Genomic DNA, 17790 nt, shown 5'->3' with positions numbered 1-17790 from the left:
TTGAGCAGCGACCAAGGCGAGCGAGGGACTTCAATGCTTTCTTTGACACACGGTACTGATTATCGACGCAAGTCATTCAGATTTGCTGCATTGGAGTCAATTCAGCGGAAGCCTCTTGGGGACTATTGAGTTCTATGACGCGCTTATACCAATAGGCTGAATCTTTTAGGGTACGTTGTTGTGTTTCGTAATCAACATGTACGAGACCAAAGCGAGAGTTGTAGCCAATGATCCATTCAAAGTTATCGAGAAGTGACCATTGGAAGTATCCACGAACATCAACGCCATCATCTATGGCTTCTTCGAGTGCAAGTAGGTATTGGTATAGGAAATCAATACGTTGTGGGTCGGAAACGCGTCCGTTTGCTTGAACCCAGTCAGTATTACTGAGACCGTTTTCCGTGATGTAGATGGGAAGATTGTAACGTTCATACAAAAACTTAAGGCCCCACTTCATTGCGCGAGGTTCAACAGCCCAATTGGAAGTCGTAGCAGGCCGACCAAGTGCGGGTGTTTCGAGTTTTGAGTTGCCTTCAGAATCGATCGTGACAACGGAGCCTGAATAGATATTGGCGCCGTAGAAATCAAGAGGCTGGCAGATGATCTTCATGTCATCGGGGTTATACCAATCCATTTGATCTTTGTAGTAATCGAGTCCGTCCTGAGGGTAATGACCGAGGATAGCAGGATCACTGAACCATGTGTTGGTCCAGAAGGGATCTTTTTCGTTGATTACCGCTTGCATCATAAGTTTGCGTGCGGCGTCGATGTGGGCTTGGTCTTCGGTTGCGGGAACACGGTTAACACCAACGGGCGCCCAACCGACATGCGGGGTTGATTTAGCGTGCTGTCGAATTGTTTGAACTGCGCGTCCATGTGCAAGTAATGCGTTATGGCAAACGAGCAGAGCATCACGCATGGATAGTTTGAGACCTGGGGCGTCGAAGCCTTGATAATGAGCACGACCGACGAAACATTGGGGCTCATTGAGCGTCATCCATTTTTGAACACGATCCGAAAGATGATTAACAACTGCTTGGGTATATTCCGCAAACCACTTAGAACTGTCGGGATTGAGCCAACCGCCGCGAAGTTGAAGAGCGCGTGGGTATTCCCAATGAAAAAGCGTGACGCAAGGGTCGATATTTGCTGCAAGCAGTGCATCAACGAGCTTGCTATAGAAATCAAGACCTGGTTGGTTAATTCGTCCAACGCCATCAGGAAAAACTCGGGTCCAGTTGATTGAAAATCGATAGCCTTTGAGGCCGATGTACTGCATGATGTCGACATCTTCTTGATAGCGATGGTAGTGATCGCAAGCAATGTCACCAGTATGGTTTGCTTGGATGTTGCCGGGTGTGTGCGTGAAGGCATCCCAGACTGATTCGCCTTTGCCATCAGCATCCCACGCCCCTTCGATTTGATATGAACTGGTGGCGGCGCCCCAGAGAAAATCTTCAGGAAAAGTCATTTTTTATCTCACAAATTTATTGATTAGCACATGAAAGTAAATCGGCCGAATCAGAGCAACTTTTGCCCTTTAGCTTGAAAATCATATCAAATAGCTTCACTCTGTCTATTCATTTATCTTGGTTTATCACTGTTTTAACCATTCCGACGCACATTCACATTACCGATGGCTATGCGGAACAAGTGGTGATCATCTAAACAAATTCGGTAAAATCTAATGTTACAGTCAGGTCAAGAAACAACGCAGCTAAGTAGAGGCTGCGCGGTAAGGCGGGGGTCAGGTATTTTATTTAATGATGAGTTAGTGATGAGGGCATAAGAATGCGTCGTTGTATCTTGATGGTGTGCAGCCTGTTGTATCTGCTGGTTGGTGGCATGGTTAAAGCTGATTCAACACCAGTGATGGTAGACCCGGCAATCGATGATTCTGGGAGATTCAGTTATCTCGCAAAAAGTTCGACAAGTTTATCAATGATGGGATCGGAACGTGCGTGCCAAGTGACGTTTGATGGGTCGCTATATACGGGATGGGCGGAGCTGTGTTTTGCGTATGGACTGGATTATAAGGCGGTGATGAATCGATCTAAGCGATTATTTGATGGATGGATGCCGATTGTCAGTATGGTGCAGGTGAAAGATGGGATAGCGTATGAGGTGGAAGCGTTTTATATGACGCTGGACGGAAAGCCTGAGTCGAGGGCAGTTGTGTTTGCAAAAATAACTGCGAAGAACGTTTCGACAGAGGTGAAGCCATTTGGGTTTGCTGCAGGACTTCGTTTTAATACAGGTGATCACCGGATTGTTGAAATGAACCAAGGTTGGTTTGATGTGAATTGGTCATATGAGATGGCCAATGATTATCTTATTCGCGGTGATAAGGTGGTCTATTTTTTTGATAGTAATGGAAAGAAAGAAGCTGTATTAGGGGATAAATACCATGATATGTTCAGCGGAAAGGCTAAGCATATATTAGAAGACACGCCGGTTGGGGTAAAAAAACACGAAGGAACATTAGAAGTTGGAGAAGAGATAAGTACAACATTTAAGATGCCGCTTGAGCCGATTGGAATAGAGGATATTGGATTTATTAGCGCAATTAAAAGTGCTAATTATGATGAGTACAAAGAGCAAACTATTAGATATTGGAATGGATTAAAAAACCAAGGAGCACAGGTTTTTATCCCTGAAGAGGCGGTGAACGACGCCCGAATGACGAATTTGATGTATACGTGGCAAGCAGTGTATCCGAAGGATAATGGGAAGTGGTTGCAAGGTGTAAACAAGTTCCAGTACAAGGGATTCTGGTTGCGTGATGCGGCTTATATTATTCATAGCGATGATGTATGGGGATATCATGAGATTGCACGCAAGTTGCTCGATGTGATGCCTGAGTACCAAGGGGTAAATGGGCTATTTTACACATATGCGAACCAGCTAGACGGTTTTGGCCAAGCTTTATATGTACTGGCTAATCATGCAATAGTCACAGGGGACAAGGAATATGCTGAAAAGATTTACCCGATGTTCATACCTGCGTTAGATTGGTTAAAGAAGGTAAGTGCGGAGGATGATTTTGGACTAATGCCGTTTACGGATGTGGGGGATAATGAGGCGATTCGCGGTCACTTTACAGGACATAACTTCTGGGCGTTACTTGGAATTCGTAGTGCATGGCGTATTGCGAACTGGTTGAGGGAAGATGAAGATGCGAAAGTTTTTGAGGCCGAATACAAGCGTTTGTATGACGCGTTAATGATTGCGATTGAGAAGAAGAGTGGTTCTGATGGTGCGTTGACGCCGGGGCTTGATGCTGAGGGTGGACAAGATTGGGGGAACCTGATTGGTGTGTTTCCTGCGGAGGTGATGAAGCCTTGGGATAAGCATGTGGGGGCGACGCTTGCGAAGATGCATGCTGAGAAGTTTGATGAAGGTGTGATGACGTACATGGGTACGATTCACCATTATCTAACAGTGAAGGAAGCCCAGAGTCATATTTTCCGTGATGAGCAATTAGAAACACTTGAACATTTTTATGCGATCATGGCGCATATGGGTTCGACATGGGAAATGTTCGAATGGAATGTTGAGCCATGGAGTAGCCGGGATGCATTTGTGAATTACCCACCACATGGTTGGGGGTCAGCGATGTTTAATTTGATGCTGCGAAATATGTTGATTCATGAACGTGGCGGCGAAGGTGGGCTTGGGCAACGTGAGATTCATATTGGTGCGGTGCTGTCGCCGGAATGGATCAAGGCTGGGCAGAAACTTGTATTTAAAAATGCTGGAACAGAATGTGGGCCAGTGTCGTTTGAGTACACGTTTAAGGAAGATGGGGCTGAGGTTTTGATTGATGGTGATTGGCATACTGAGCCGCGGAATGTGGTGATACATGTGCCGTTTGCTGCGAAATTGAAGAGCGTGACCGCAGATTGTGCGCCTATTCGAATGTTAGTCGATAAAGTTGTTTTGCCAGCGGATGTGAAGAAAGTTGTGTTCAAGTGGGATGTGGACAAGTCGATTGTTTTGAATTACCAGGAAACGATTGATGCTTATAAACAAACGTATCGTGAGAAGGCGGAAGAATTTGTTAAAGAGGGTGGCGAGCTAATGCAAGTAACGACGCCTGCGTGGTTGGATACAGAAGGGCGCGAAGCTGCGTTTAACAAGTTGTATGGCAAGGAGATCGTCGGGATTGCTGTTGGCAAACCAGTAAAGATCTCTGGAATTGAAGGATCACATCCGGCTCAGTTAGCAGTGGATGGCAATGCTCACAGCTTGATGAGTTCATGGTGGGTTGGGCCGCCTGCTCCGCAGTGGCTAGAGATTGATCTTGAAGAAGTAAAGTCAATTGATCGCGTGCATGTGTATCCATACTGGGGCGGCAATCGATACTACCAATATCAGGTTGAGGTTTCGGTTGATGGTGAGACATGGAATGTGATTGCGGATATGAGTCAGAATACGAAGATTGAAACGCCGCGGGGGAGAGAGCACAGGTTTGATTCGATTGATGCAAGATATGTGAAGATTACGATGCTATATAACAGTTCGAATCCGAGTATGCACCTAGTCGAATTGCGAGTGTTTGAAGCAAAGTAAATTATGATGAGTTATAAAAAAAAGAAGGCTGCTCTTGCGAGTGGCCTTCTTTTTTATTTTTTAGTTTTGCCATCTATTGTGAATTTGAATTAACAATAAATGGAGCTTTGAGGTTTTTTAAGTATCAACCTTCAAAAGCGTTACCAACTTTACGAGCACGTGTTGGCTTGTCGAGATCGATGCCGAGCGCGATGCCGACTTCAACGAGGATGTTCCAACCAGCTGCGAGGTTTACGTAGCCTGAGAGGCAACCTGCTTCTGGGATCGTGATCGTTGGGAAGATGGTTTCCTTAGAAGAAATTGCGACGACGGTGAGACCAACGCCTTCAGCGAGAGTCTGCTTGATCTTTTCGAGTTCAGTTTCGAATGGATCGACGAGGATGACAACGTCATCAGCGTTCATGACTTCTTCGATACCATGAACAGCGTATGTGCCTTCGAGGTAGTCAGACTTCTTACGCGTAATTTCGTTGGTCTTGAGTGTGAGCTCTTCTGCAACGCCGTCGTTGCGACCTGCGAAGTAGATTGTGCCAGCGTTAGCGATCTTCTTGGTGATCTCTGGATCGATATCCATTGTGAGGACTGTTTCGATCTTTGCTGCGAGTTCTGCGAGTGCTTCTGCAGGAGTTTCTTCGCCTGCGAGCTTGACGAGCATGGACTGATAAAGGAGCGCCTGTTCTGCAACTGATTTAGTTGCTGCGACTGCATCTTCGCCACCACAGTTAAGAACGAAGCACTTCTTGGAGAGTGATTCGACTTTTGTGTCGGTGTTTGCGGTCATTGAGAAGAGGTTCTCTTTGCCTTCGCCTTTGAGCTTGGTAAAGAGAGCGATGAGCTCTTTGGTCGCACCAGAGTTTGAAGCACCGAAAACGGTCTTTTTAGCGAGATCGTATTCGTAAGCTTGGCAGCCACCTTCGGTCGCGATGTCGAGATCGAGGCCGTGACGGAAAGCGTTGGTCATTGCGTTCTTCGCTGGGAAGATACGTGATGAACCTTCACCGGTGAGAAAGAGCTTGCCGGTCTTCTTGAGATCCTCGACAACTTCTTCGATTCCATCTACTTTGAAGTTTTTGATGACTTCAACGGTTTCGAGCATCTCTTTACAGAGCGCGAACTTTGCGTATTTTTCTTCTGAAAGTTTCATGGGTACATCCAGTTTTTTAATTAATGTTTATTAATTAGGAAAGCGTTGGCCTGACGCGAGGGTCAAGCCAACGTGATTGTTTTTGTTAATTACATTTCAACGGTTTTGTAAACCAACCTAGTGTATTTTGGCAGATCACCGATGAGTGGTTTTACGTACTTGAAGTATTCTTCAGTTACGCCGAAGCCGTCTTCAGTAAAGAAGTTCTTTGGCATTGGCTTCGCACGAACAGCAACATCGCAAAGAGGTGCTGTTTCGAATGATGAGGTAGCCGAACCTTCTTCGCGGACCATGGAGACCATGACGCCGGTGGTACCTGCGGCTGCGAGCTCAACAGCTTTGACGCCACACTGGTATGCATCTTCGAAATCCTGCGGGACGCCACGGTCAGCGGCACACATTGGGAGTGATTCGGTGACTTGGAATTCGCCACGGAATCCAAATTCGTCCGCAATCATCTTGTGAAGGACGGTTGCAACAGCGGAGCCACCCATGGCGCCAAATTCAACGTTGTTGAATTTATCGCGTGTTTCAGATGCTGAAACAGGTGTTCCGTCTTCGTATGTGATGCCTTCGCCGCAGACGACAGATACAAAACCATATTTGTCGTAGACTTCTTTAACCTTGGCGAGGAATTTCGCTTTATCAAAACCATGCTCGGGGAAGAGTGTGATGTGTGGTGCGTCTGCATCACATTCTTTTGCAAGTGAGCATGCCGCTGGGAGCCAACCTGCTTCACGACCGATGCACTGGAAGACGACGAACTGGTCGACCTTCTGCATGTCACGTGTAAGGACGCCAGCTTGGAGTACGGACAGAGCCATATACTTGGCTGCAGAGGCGTAACCTGGCGTGTGGTCTGTACCGAAGAGGTCGTTGTCGACTGTCTTAGGAATGCCGACGCCGATCATGTCGTAGCCTTGTGATTGAGCGTAAGCTTCGACGCGGTGGACGGTGTCCATTGTGTCGTTACCACCGATGAGGAAGAAGTAACGGATGTTAAACTTTTTCAGCTTTTCAAGAACGAGAGGCAAGTCTTCGTCTTTGAGTTTGTAGCGGCAGGAGCCACAAGCTGATGAAGGTGTTGAACGAAGACCTTCGATTGCTTCAGCTGTTTCAGCACCGAAGTCGAAGACGTTGTCTTGCATAAGACCTTCGATGCCGTAGCGCATGCCGAAGATATTTTCGATTTGTTCAACGCCTTGCGCGGTTTGCACGACACCAGCAACAGAAGAGTTGATGACGGAAGTTGGGCCGCCGGACTGACCGACGAGAGCGTTACCTTTAAGCACTGTATTCACCTCTCAGTAAAAGCGAGTGATTGTGTGATTTATTTACCAATGATGCTGTCTTTTATGCAGCGTAATTTATCAATATTTATATCGTTTTCGCAGACCACTTCACGAGGTTCGCAAAAAATTGAGCGTACCAGTTACCGACTTCAATCGCTTCACCCTCCGGCGCTTGAGCACTGAGACGTGAGTCGCCCCAGTCAACAAATGGACCGACCCAGTGAGGCGCGACATCGGAAGCAAAACAGGCAATGTTCGCGTTAGTGGATTCATCGACAACGAGAAGTGGCACTGATTTTGTGTATGTGAGTGTGAATGAACCGCTTGAATCTTTTGAAGCATTGTTCATGTTAGCGTGAAGGAGCGTCTTAGCGTGAGGCTTAGGCTCGAAGGCGTTAAAACCACCAACAGTTGACGCGTTGGTATCAAATGGGAGATCTGCGAGGATTGCGTGATCGGCTTGTTTATCGACGAAACATGGCCAATAGTTGTTATTGCGATCATCTGAATCCTTCATTTGAACAGGTAGGATGTCTGCGATTGCTGTGTTTTGGTAACCACCATCCAGGCCAACGTATGTTTCCCAACCACCGAACATAATCAGGCCGGTACCTAAGTTGACCTTCTCAACAATTAAGTCAACCTGCTTTTTTGAGAGCATTTTCGAAGGATAATCACTAAGGATGATTGTTTTGTAGTCATCCGTAAGTTGTTCATCAGATGGCGACTGATCGGATGGGACGTAATCGAACGAGATATCGAAATGTGTCATGATACCAGTGAGGTAGCATGCTTGCTGAGTGTAAGCAGTGTCGCCGAGGTAAAGTACGTCTTTGGCCATGTTCTATCTTTCGATTAGTCATTCAAAGCCGAAGCTGATCGATTAAGATGAACTTCGGTATGATTTTGGATTTATTTTATTTTTCAGCAAAACGCTCGTGGTAGGTGTCAGGTGAGTAAAGTGCGAACTGAAGATCGCGGTAGTACTCGTATGGGCCTGACTTACGAACGTTTTCGATGAGTGCTGCGATTTGAGTTTGCGAAACAAACTTAAGGATGCCGTTAACTTTGGATTCAAGTCGCTCGGGCGTGGATTTGAGTTGTATTTGCGGGGGCTCGGGGAAATCGCAGTAGACACCAAGCTCATAGACGCTGGGGAGCTTAGGCAGCGATGGGCCGAGCTCTGGCCAGATGCCGCCCATTGCGTGGAAGAGTGAGATAAGTAGTTCGGAGTGCGTTGCGCGGTGGTCTGGGTGAAGATCTGCGTTGGTAGGGAGGAAAACGCGGGTCGGCTGAATTTTTCGGAGATTGAATACAAAAGAGTTCACAAGACCGGTATAGCCTTGGATAGGTGAAGGGTCACCGGATTTAGCTTCGCGGCGGCCGAGGTATTGCGAAAGCTGGCCATCAGGGAAACCCATCCAGACAATGTTGTCGGTGGGAACACCCATGGCTTCATAGCAATCGTATGTCTCTTTAGCACGAACTTCGATGATGTTTTCTTTTTCTTCGAGCGTGCAGTAACCCGCAGAACCATCAGTAACACAGAGGATATAGACAGGAATATTGTTAGCGAGCGCCATGTCGAGCATGAGGCCACCACCAAGAATAGCATCATCATCATGAGGCGTGACGAAAAGGAAGCACTCTTTTCCAGGCTGCCAATCAGCGAGGATATCAGCGAAGTTTTCACTGACGACGCGTTTGTTATTCTCGAGCTTTACGAGTTGAAAATCGGAACTCATCTTATATAAGCCTTTCAGCGGATCTTGTCTTTGCGTTTTGGGCATGATACAAGCGTCAGGCCTGATATCGGGCAGTAAATCGCCATCAAATCCTGATGATGCCTTACTGCTGTTTCATTGATATATACAGCTTATAAGGCTTTTGCACGTATCATTCATCCATGATATCTGATTTCTGTCGCATCCTGCGAAACAGATATTCTACTATTATACAGGACTTATAGATCCGGTTTAAATTGGCTATTTACACAAAATAAAAGGTGGAATATTTTCCTAATTATTTTGCGAAAAATTGCCTAAACACCGTGTGTTATATAATTTCACAAGATACGATTTTGAACATGCTCCTGCAACGTTTCAACGAGGTATAGGCTGCATTTTTCATTAATTTTCCTGCGTGGCGATTTCGGCTCAAAAGCAGTAAATAATAACCACCCAGCACTGGCTGGGTGGCAAATGTTAACTTACGTAAGATGAAGTGCGTTAGTCGCTTGTTTTCGCATCATCAAGCCATTGATCGGCTGGCTCTGACTGCTCTTGGGGCTCTGGAGCAACTCGCCGCGGCTTCACTTTTTTAGCGAGCTTATCGAGCACACCGTTAATAAAGGCTGGTGAGTTTTCAGAAGCAAAATTCTTGGCAAGTTCGACTGCTTCATTGATTGCGACCTTGGGAGGCGTCTGACCTGATGACATTTCGTAATAAGCAAGCCGAAGAATTGCTCGGTCAACAGGGGGTTGGCGGTAAGTCGGCCAATCTGGCGCGAGAAGGCTAATTTGCTCATCTGAAGTTCCATGTGTAACCCAAGCATGGAGAGCTGTATCAACGGCTTTAGCGCAGACATCTGGTGTATCGAATTCATTATCGATATTGGACAGGATCTCATCTCGATCCAGTTCACCTGTAACATCGATCTGATAGAGAACCTGCATCGCGAGGCGTCTTGTGTTTCGTTGCTTTGACATTGCGTATATATCCAGTGGCGTATACTCATCGAAGAGCTGCCAATGTAGTGCTGATTGATGTGGCGGCATGTTCAATAATGGATGAAGCCGATGCTGCCTTAAAAGAAATTATCGTAGGCGTGCAGACGGTTTATCGGATTTTTTCCATGAGGTTCGCCATCTCAACTGCGGTCATCATGGCATTACGCCCTGCATTACCCATTTTAGTACCCGCACGATCAATGGCCTGCTCAAGTGTATCGCAGGTCAGTACACCGAAAATACATGGGATACCGGTTTGCGTTGCGACCTCACGAACGCCGATCGCGGTTTGCTCAACAACATGATCGTAGTGATCCGTTTCGCCACGAATGACGCAGCCCAGACAGATAACCGCTTGATACTTGCCTGTTTCTGCAAGTTTTTTAGCTGTTACAGCCAACTCAATAGCGCCCGGCACATGGACGGATGCCAAATTTTCAGCCTTACCACCTAATCGTTCCCATGTATTGATCGCAGCTTCCGTAAGTCGATCCGTAATGAACTCATTGAAGCGAGCTGTGACAATTGCGACACGAGCATCGATTGCCAATAAATCACCTTCGAGGTTATTTGGGCCTTGTTGAGCCATAACATATCTCTTTCTTGAAACACCTGTCGCGGCTGACCGGACGCATGCAAACGTCCACCAAAATGTCGCAACCTGATCGGAATAGAGCATTTTAGCGGTATTTGAATCGAGTTGCCAAAACGACTGGCAACGAACAATTTACAACCACAATATCCAATTTGCTCCCATTCTTCTCTTAAATAGGCCCCTTCAAGCTGGTTGTCTCCTCCTACTATTCAGTAGAAGTCCGTAATGATATCGACCGACTTAAGTACTAGATATAGCCGATGTTATGCGTAGCGATAATGATGATTAGCTCACTCCAAAAACATGCTCATATACCGCAATACGCCAAGATCTCAGCATGGCTGACCGTCTGCGCGATTCTTTTCATATCCATTTCTGTCATACCCGCTTGCTCCCCAGATAAACCAAAATTTAATCGTCAGAGCAATCAGCAGACCTCTAAAAACTCGAAAGAACAAGCAGAAAAGCTCGAAGAATATGAGCAGCTTCACCCCGAATCAGAAACATTCGACATCCTTGGCCGCTGAAATCTCACTTGAAATGACCAAAATTTTATCCTCGCGCTTTCCTTTCCTTCCTTGATGCCTACGATTGCGCAGCCTGTGAGATAGTTCGGATGGATCACTCACAGATCATGGCCTAATTTGCGGCTGATCTTCTTCACCGCAATATGTCATGATTGTCAATTCAACAATCGCCCGTCTCTACGACCCGATATTGTCATACCAAACAATATCAGGCCGAAGAGACGGGTTTTTTCTTTATTTAACGACCACAGAAGTGGCCACATTCTCTGGAGGCTATCACCATGAGAACGACGCTTGCAATACATCGAAACGCACAGCAACCACAAAAAGATCCCTGTAATAAATGCGATCAGAACCCATGGACACTAATCGCTGTCCTGCTGATCACGATCTTAATCATCGCATTGCTGTCTGCGATCTCTGTGACATACGACAACGAAAATACTGTTATTCAAGATACGATCTGGCCTAGTGATGCGTACAACAATGCCGCTCCGTTACCCCCTGCGAATACGCCCCAAATAGAAGAACCTGGCAACGCAACCAATGATTTAAGGCGGCCGCGCTGGATCGAACGAGCGGTTATTACACCTCAAAGCCATGAAGCATCTTCACAGTAAGAAAAGCTCTATTAGGAGTGAGGAGATGGATTCCAAACAAAAACAAAGCAGAAAAACACATCATCGCTATAAAGCGATCGGCGTGATCGTGATATCGATACTCATCATTACTTTCTTGATATCCGCAAGTAGCCCCGTCATTCTGAAGCAATCGCGCCATCTACGTTCAACGGATAAAGCGAATGCTGCGCAGGTCGATTCACACAATCACACACAAACACCTGCTAAAGACCCTCCGCACGACCATGCCCCAACCTCTGACGAGGCGATGCAATTGCAACCCCAGTACGCAACCTTTAACCTCATGCACCCCGCAGTGTTTCACCATCAAGCGGATCTTAACAACCCCAACAATGACAAAATCCTCTTCAAATTACATTAATACAGCCCCCATTACCCACAAGCACAGTTGCCCCACAATCACAGTAAATCAGTAGACCAGCTTGCCTGAATCCGCTAAGGTATGCATCTTTATTGGGAGGGCGACTAACAGAAGCCATACTTCGTCTGTGCACACCAATGACATATTGGGAGGTTGACCATGCCCGTACTGGACATGCCACTTAAAGAACTGAAAAAATATCAGGGCTGTAGTGTCAAGCCTGATGATTTTGATGCATACTGGGATCGCGCACTAGATGAAATGCATAGTACAAAGTCTAATCTACAATTAGACTCCTCTTCTTACGAGCTCCCCAACACCAAGTTTTACGATGTCTGGTTCACAGGCGTCAATAACGCGCGTATTCATGCACGTTATGCGAAGCCTGAAAATACCACTGGAAAAATCCCACTGGTTGTCTGGCTACATGGCTATTCAGGCGCTGCACCCGATTGGGATGAGTATCTCCGCTTTACTGCACTTGGTATGGCCGTTGTCGCGCTTGATGTCCGCGGCCAAGGCGGAATATCCGAAGATTCTGGTGGAGCAAAAGGCACAACCCTTCGCGGCCATATCATCCGTGGACTCGAAGACCACGAAGACAAACTCCTCTTCCGTGATATATACCTCGATACGGCACAGCTCACAGAACTCATGATGGCCATGGATGATATCGACGAAACCCGTGTCGCTACTTACGGCGGCTCACAAGGTGGCGCCCTCTCACTCGTTTGCGCTTCACTGGTACCTTCCATCCAACGCGTCGTAACCTCCTTCCCATTCCTCAGCGATTTCCAGCGCGTTTGGAATATGGATCTTTCTCGTAAAGGCGCTTATTTCGAACTCTCCGATTTCTTCCGCCATCACGATCCACTACACGAAAACATGGAAAAATGGTATCGCCGTCTCGGCTATATCGATATCCAAAACCTCGTCGACCGCATCAACGGCAAAGTCCTTTTCGCCGCAACCCTGCTTGATGACATCTGCCCGCCATCTACACAGTTTGCCGCTTACAACAAAATCACTGCCCCCAAAGACATGCTTATCTACCACGATTTCGCGCACGAACACCTCCCCGGTTGGACCAGTCGCGCAATCCACTTCATCGCAGAAATGGTAGCTCAGCCCGTCTAATCAGTCACCACAACATCAATATATAAACACCAGGCCGCTTCACGCGGCCTTTTTCTATTCACTCGCCCAATCGAATCTGATACCATCAACTCAACCCCCAGCTAACCCAGCAACCCCTAGCTGAGGCTGGCAACAAACATCACGAATGACAGGACTTTATCATGCACGCGAAATTTTTAAATCGCTCCCTGCTTTTCTTATTACTTACACTTTGCGTGGCCGCGCAATCTGCCATCGCTGACACACTTCGACTTGACGCCTCATGCACGAAGCCTGATGCAATCTATCAAACCAATGAACCCATTACTTTCCGCATCAAGTTACTCAATCAAAATGACGCTGCCCTCACCGGCCGCAAAATACAATACACACTCAGCCTCGATGGCTACGAAACGATCCGAACCGGCACATTCACCACCACATCCAAACCCTCACTCATCCGTACACGTCTAGACAAGCCCGGCTTCGTCCGCCTCGAACTCACCTACAAACCCATCAACGCTGACAACACCAAACAAACCAAAGTTTTCAAACGACTTGCCGCCGGTATCAACCCCACCCAAATCCCAGCCACCGCGAAACTCCCCAAAGACTTCAATCAGTTCTGGCAAAGCAAAATCCAGACCGTCCGCAACGCAACCATGACTCCGGTCCTCACACCCGTCGAATTTGAAGACAGCAACATCCTTGCCTTCGACCTGCAAATCCAAACCCCCGGCTCAACAACCTCCACTTCACCACTCTCCGGTTACTACGCTAAACCTGCCAACGCTAAACCTAAATCTCACCCCGCCATACTCATCCCTCACTCTGCAGGTGTTCGCTCATCTCGCATCCCCGCCTATTACGCTTCCCTCGGCTTCATCGCCCTCGACTTCAACGCACATGGCCTACCCAACGGCAAACCCGCCTCCTTCTATCAAGAACAAACCAACGGCCCCCTCAAAGGCTATCCCGCTTTCGGTAAAACCAACCCCAACGACTCCTACTTCACCGGCATGTACATGCGACTCATCCGCGCTCTCGAATTTATCAAAGCTCAGCCCGAATGGGACGGCAAAATCCTCGTCGTCAAAGGCTCATCACAAGGCGGCGGCCAAGCCCTTATCGCTGGCGGACTCGACCCCGACATCACACTCATCTGCGCATCCGTCCCCGCCATGTCTGATCACGCTGGATACGAAGCCGGCAAGATGGTCGGTTGGCCTCGCTTGGCTTCATGGAACAAACCCAACGACAGTGAAAAGGACATCACCTATCGATCAACAATCGACGCCAGCCGCTACGTCGATGCCGCCAACTTCGCAGCGCTCATCCAAGCACAAACACTCATCTCCGTTGGCTTCGCCGATCATGTATGCTGCCCCACTTCGGTCTACACCGCTTTCAACAACATCCCTCACAAAAACAAACGCATCATCAATCGCCCGCTCATGGGACACAGCTTCCCACAAGACCTCCAAGCCGAATTCGACCAGACAATCATGCAACACGTAAAAGACATGCAGTAATCAACAATATAAACGACCACAAAAGCCGCCTCATCGCGGCTTTTTTTTGTGCCTTCATCAAACCCGACCCAATTTTGAATCCGTATAACTATTCCAGCCGTCCATATGGATTAGTGTATGCCCATAGAGCGTCTTTACGTTAAATCGATCCCGATTTGCCCGTTGATATCAGAAGTAAATCATTAGCAACGTGCAAAAGGACACAACGGCTAGGTCAACACAATGCACATTCTCTGACAACGCTCAAAAAACACCCCTGCCGTCAGCACGAGGCAGGGGTGAAGCATTGGTCATGATGAATTCATTAAGCCGATAAAACCCCTTGGCGAGCCCATCGACTTCAACCACAATCTAGCAAAGTGCGACGAAAGTCAGAATCGCTAAAATCAGGATCTTGCGTCGGTTCGCAGCCTGTTCGCTGCTCAAATCAATGATCAATTTCCTCAGCATGGTTTCTCTCCGCAGTGGCTTGGATACCTGATATCATCAAGAGCCATGCCAAAGATTGGCCATAAAGCCATGCAATCAAGTTAAATAGCTGCTGGAAAGGCATTTACGTGAAGAATCTAACGACCTCAGACTCATGCGACTCAAGCCGGATGTCGCTTTTAAGCAACATCGATCCCAGATCGATGTCTCAAAAAATCATCACACTCACCATCGCCCTCCTGCTTGCCATCACCCCTGCCCTGACAGCTCAAAACTTTTCCTCGCCACCTGCTGGCGCCCCCCTCCCACTCGACCAGGAGCTCGAGGCCCCCTTCGTCGATCTCTCCAACGCCATGCAGGCCTACCGGCTCGTCAACAATTGGCTCGAAGACGCCAAAGTCCCCGAGAACAGTTTCGAACTACCTCGTATCTCAGTCACCAACCTCCTTGGCATCCGCGTCACGCTTCGCAGCGCAGGCGAAACATTTGGCCAAGGAACCGCCTTCCGGGCCAACCTCAACACGCTCATCAACAACCCCGGCCAAGCCTACGACCTCGCACCACTACTCTCACTTGCCGCCAGTGACGCCTTCACCCATACCCGCCGCAAAATTATTAACGATCGTATCGATGCCGTTGCCAAAGGCTGGATCAACGCTGACGAGCCAACCCCCACATTCGAAGATATCGCTGCCGACCTTCAGGTCGACATCCAAATCGCGCACGAACTCGCCGAAATCAATCTCACCGGCCAGAAGATGCCGCAATCCATCTACACCTCTTTCGCTCCCGGCTTTCACGGCCTCCGCCTCACCAACCCGTCACCCAAAGCCGGCGATAAATCTGAAGCCTTCATTTGGCCCAACGATGTCCTCATCAACAGCGTCCTCCCCAAGGATCAGATCTCTCGTCTTCTCATCAACCTCGGCCTCTCGCTTCATGAACAAAATAAAATCGGCCAACCTAACGGCCTCGACTTCCAACGCTTTGATGTCATCCAATTTGTTCAACCTCAACCCGGCCTCGAACCCGTCAACCTTGTTCGCGGCAATGTCCTCCTCCCTCCTCACGGCATCGGCGATCAAGATGTACGCAACCTCGCCGACGACATCACCGAACACCTGCAAACACTCTTCACCCAAGACAACCAAGTTCGTGGCGATTTCTTCCCCGTTCAAAATGTTTACAAACCTGCATTCGCCAACAAACAACAATCTCTCCTCGCTTCCTATGCCGTCCTCCGCTACCACCGCCACCTGCTAGGCCAACAAGACACCAATCCCATCATCGACAAACTCGCAGACCTCGCCAGCAATACCGCTGAACTCATCGCGGAAGACCTTGTTAAACCAGATGCAGCACCGACCTCCGTCGAGCTCGCACTCGCACTCATGAACGTCATCCAATCACCGCGCGCATCACTCATGGGCCCGACTCGTGACGCACTCATCGCCAATCTCAACGCATGTGCCAACCCTGACGGGTCATACCGCATTGATGCCGACCCCGAATCCCCACGTGTCGAACAACCCACACTCGCCTTCATCGCAGGCGCCCTCGCCACAACCTACGAGCAACAGCGCACCGAAGCCCTCCGAGTTCAAACCCTCACCGTGCTCGACCACCTCTGGGATCAGACCCAAAAGAACCTCAATCTCTCGACCCTATATTGGCTCGCACTCGCACATTCACGCGTTGATTCCATCATCAACCCTGAGAACGATCAGCAACTCGCTGCCGCACTCGTCGACCGTGAACAATCCCTCGGCAACGCAATTGAAAAACTCCAAGCACTGCAAATCATCTCACCACCGCGCATCGGCCCCCCTGATGTCATCGGCGCTTTTGAGCTCTACAAATTGCCACTCGACGCAGCACCAGACCCATCCTGGAACACCGCACAAATCCTCGCGCTCACCGCGATCGGCCTCCGCGAGCCCGGCATGAAAGAATCACGCGATGCTTTCGGTTGGATCCTCACCGCATCACTCGCCGCCCGCTTCATTGATCAAATCACATTCAAACCTGAATCAACCTTCTACATCCCCAGCCCTGATCGCGTTGTTGGAGCCGTCCGTTTCCGCCTATGGGATAACCGTATCGGCATCGCCCCCTCCGCAATGTCTCTCATCGCATGCACCGAATTACTCGAATCACTCAACACACTCAAAACTCAAACACATTAACATCAAAACAAAAAACACAAGACACAAAAAAAGCTCACCGATTGGTGAGCTTTTTCACTTCCCATATTTCATTTAGTATGCAGCATCATTCAAATTATACTGCGGTGTCGCATAGGCATCAGGCCGGAAATAAAGCAACATCCTGGCCTTCCTTGCTTCCACTCCCAAAATCGACTGCAACCGCTGATCGTTCGGCCCCGACACCACATGAAACCCTTCACCCTTCTTCAACGATTTCGTAATAATAATCCGATGGCTCGTACGATCATAATAATAAACCTTACCATCCATCGGAGCCGTGTAATCCACCTCAAAACCCGCACCCACAACGATCGAATCCTTCACTAACGCACGCTCCTGCATGCTCGCACACCCACCCATCATCGCCAATGCCATCAATAGCAACATCATATATCCGCGCATCGCATATTCCTTTACCAGCAATTTTCCTGTTCTACTCACGACCCGCCCCACACCAGCGCATCCTAACATACCCCATCTTAACAGTCTATACCTCGCCACTCTCCAAGATTTTCCTGTGCATACAATGTAAAAAACCCGCATCATTTCAGCTGCGGGTTCAGTAAATCTTAATCTATCAATCTATTAGAGGAGTTCGCGTGATTACCTATAGATCTTGCCAGTGCATAACAGCAGTGAAGGATC

Annotated in this window: 15 protein-coding genes; 7 read left to right on the top strand and 8 right to left on the bottom strand. The window is 48.2% G+C overall.

What is annotated here, in order from left to right; all coding sequences use genetic code 11:
* Window positions 1–76 precede the first annotated feature (76 nt).
* Window positions 77–1471, bottom strand: coding sequence for a GH1 family beta-glucosidase (locus KS4_RS01490; protein ID WP_145073581.1), 1395 nt, complete (start codon window positions 1469–1471; stop codon window positions 77–79).
* Window positions 1472–1791: 320 nt separating this feature from the next.
* On the opposite strand from KS4_RS01490, the gene KS4_RS01485 reads away from it, so the two are divergent.
* Window positions 1792–4572, top strand: coding sequence for a discoidin domain-containing protein (locus tag KS4_RS01485; protein ID WP_145073578.1), 2781 nt, complete (start codon window positions 1792–1794; stop codon window positions 4570–4572).
* 124 nt (window positions 4573–4696) lie between these two features.
* Here KS4_RS01485 and KS4_RS01480 read toward each other — a convergent pair whose 3' ends face one another.
* The 6 genes from KS4_RS01480 to ribH form a co-directional block, all read right to left on the bottom strand.
* Window positions 4697–5716 (bottom strand): SIS domain-containing protein, encoded by a 1020-nt coding sequence (locus tag KS4_RS01480; protein WP_145073575.1) that lies wholly within the window; start codon window positions 5714–5716, stop codon window positions 4697–4699.
* An 89-nt stretch (window positions 5717–5805) separates the two neighbouring features.
* Complete coding sequence (locus tag KS4_RS01475; protein WP_145073572.1) at window positions 5806–7008, bottom strand: diphosphate--fructose-6-phosphate 1-phosphotransferase; 1203 nt, start codon at window positions 7006–7008, stop codon at window positions 5806–5808.
* An 85-nt stretch (window positions 7009–7093) separates the two neighbouring features.
* Window positions 7094–7849 carry a glutamine amidotransferase gene (locus tag KS4_RS01470; RefSeq protein ID WP_145073569.1) on the bottom strand — a complete coding sequence of 252 codons (756 nt, stop codon included), beginning with the start codon at window positions 7847–7849 and terminating at the stop codon, window positions 7094–7096.
* A gap of 76 nt (window positions 7850–7925) precedes the next feature.
* Entirely contained in the window at window positions 7926–8798 is an 873-nt protein-coding gene (locus KS4_RS01465) for a PIG-L deacetylase family protein (protein WP_145073566.1), read from the bottom strand.
* A gap of 438 nt (window positions 8799–9236) precedes the next feature.
* Window positions 9237–9716, bottom strand: coding sequence for a transcription antitermination factor NusB (gene nusB, locus KS4_RS01460; RefSeq protein ID WP_200761456.1), 480 nt, complete (start codon window positions 9714–9716; stop codon window positions 9237–9239).
* Between the two features lie 130 nt (window positions 9717–9846).
* Window positions 9847–10326 (bottom strand): 6,7-dimethyl-8-ribityllumazine synthase, encoded by a 480-nt coding sequence (gene ribH / locus KS4_RS01455; RefSeq protein ID WP_145073562.1) that lies wholly within the window; start codon window positions 10324–10326, stop codon window positions 9847–9849.
* Between the two features lie 287 nt (window positions 10327–10613).
* On the opposite strand from ribH, the gene KS4_RS01450 reads away from it, so the two are divergent.
* The 6 genes from KS4_RS01450 to KS4_RS01425 all read left to right on the top strand — a co-directional run bounded on the left by KS4_RS01450 (window position 10614) and on the right by KS4_RS01425 (window position 17124).
* Window positions 10614–10859 carry a hypothetical protein gene (locus tag KS4_RS01450; RefSeq protein ID WP_200761455.1) on the top strand — a complete coding sequence of 82 codons (246 nt, stop codon included), beginning with the start codon at window positions 10614–10616 and terminating at the stop codon, window positions 10857–10859.
* Between the two features lie 281 nt (window positions 10860–11140).
* The gene (locus tag KS4_RS01445; RefSeq protein WP_145073556.1) at window positions 11141–11479 is read left to right on the top strand and encodes a hypothetical protein; all 339 of its coding nucleotides are present in this window, start codon (window positions 11141–11143) and stop codon (window positions 11477–11479) included.
* Window positions 11480–11504: 25 nt separating this feature from the next.
* Window positions 11505–11861 (top strand): hypothetical protein, encoded by a 357-nt coding sequence (locus tag KS4_RS01440; protein WP_145073553.1) that lies wholly within the window; start codon window positions 11505–11507, stop codon window positions 11859–11861.
* A 159-nt stretch (window positions 11862–12020) separates the two neighbouring features.
* Complete coding sequence (locus tag KS4_RS01435) at window positions 12021–12998, top strand: alpha/beta fold hydrolase (RefSeq protein WP_145073549.1); 978 nt, start codon at window positions 12021–12023, stop codon at window positions 12996–12998.
* A 161-nt stretch (window positions 12999–13159) separates the two neighbouring features.
* Window positions 13160–14509 (top strand): acetylxylan esterase, encoded by a 1350-nt coding sequence (locus KS4_RS01430; protein ID WP_145073546.1) that lies wholly within the window; start codon window positions 13160–13162, stop codon window positions 14507–14509.
* A 632-nt stretch (window positions 14510–15141) separates the two neighbouring features.
* Window positions 15142–17124 (top strand): hypothetical protein, encoded by a 1983-nt coding sequence (locus tag KS4_RS01425; RefSeq protein WP_145073543.1) that lies wholly within the window; start codon window positions 15142–15144, stop codon window positions 17122–17124.
* 72 nt (window positions 17125–17196) lie between these two features.
* Here KS4_RS01425 and KS4_RS01420 read toward each other — a convergent pair whose 3' ends face one another.
* Window positions 17197–17586: a hypothetical protein gene (locus KS4_RS01420; protein ID WP_145073540.1), complete on the bottom strand. Its 390-nt coding sequence runs from the start codon at window positions 17584–17586 to the stop codon at window positions 17197–17199.
* Window positions 17587–17790 lie beyond the last annotated feature (204 nt).

Origin of the sequence: Poriferisphaera corsica, from assembly GCF_007747445.1 — a bacterium.
Taxonomy (GTDB): Bacteria; Planctomycetota; Phycisphaerae; order Phycisphaerales; family Phycisphaeraceae; genus Poriferisphaera; species Poriferisphaera corsica.
This window is presented reverse-complemented; position numbering and strand designations above follow the sequence as displayed.

What these genes read in the sequence shown, in the direction of transcription:
- KS4_RS01490 (WP_145073581.1), bottom strand. Translation starts at nt 1,471, where the DNA reads ATGACTTTTCCTGAAGATTTTCTCTGGGGCGCCGCCACCAGTTCATAT.
- KS4_RS01485 (WP_145073578.1), top strand. Translation starts at nt 1,792, where the DNA reads ATGCGTCGTTGTATCTTGATGGTGTGCAGCCTGTTGTATCTGCTGGTT.
- KS4_RS01480 (WP_145073575.1), bottom strand. Translation starts at nt 5,716, where the DNA reads ATGAAACTTTCAGAAGAAAAATACGCAAAGTTCGCGCTCTGTAAAGAG.
- KS4_RS01470 (WP_145073569.1), bottom strand. Translation starts at nt 7,849, where the DNA reads ATGGCCAAAGACGTACTTTACCTCGGCGACACTGCTTACACTCAGCAA.
- KS4_RS01465 (WP_145073566.1), bottom strand. Translation starts at nt 8,798, where the DNA reads ATGCCCAAAACGCAAAGACAAGATCCGCTGAAAGGCTTATATAAGATG.
- nusB (WP_200761456.1), bottom strand. Translation starts at nt 9,716, where the DNA reads ATGTCAAAGCAACGAAACACAAGACGCCTCGCGATGCAGGTTCTCTAT.
- ribH (WP_145073562.1), bottom strand. Translation starts at nt 10,326, where the DNA reads ATGGCTCAACAAGGCCCAAATAACCTCGAAGGTGATTTATTGGCAATC.
- KS4_RS01450 (WP_200761455.1), top strand. Translation starts at nt 10,614, where the DNA reads ATGATTAGCTCACTCCAAAAACATGCTCATATACCGCAATACGCCAAG.
- KS4_RS01445 (WP_145073556.1), top strand. Translation starts at nt 11,141, where the DNA reads ATGAGAACGACGCTTGCAATACATCGAAACGCACAGCAACCACAAAAA.
- KS4_RS01440 (WP_145073553.1), top strand. Translation starts at nt 11,505, where the DNA reads ATGGATTCCAAACAAAAACAAAGCAGAAAAACACATCATCGCTATAAA.
- KS4_RS01435 (WP_145073549.1), top strand. Translation starts at nt 12,021, where the DNA reads ATGCCCGTACTGGACATGCCACTTAAAGAACTGAAAAAATATCAGGGC.
- KS4_RS01430 (WP_145073546.1), top strand. Translation starts at nt 13,160, where the DNA reads ATGCACGCGAAATTTTTAAATCGCTCCCTGCTTTTCTTATTACTTACA.
- KS4_RS01425 (WP_145073543.1), top strand. Translation starts at nt 15,142, where the DNA reads ATGTCTCAAAAAATCATCACACTCACCATCGCCCTCCTGCTTGCCATC.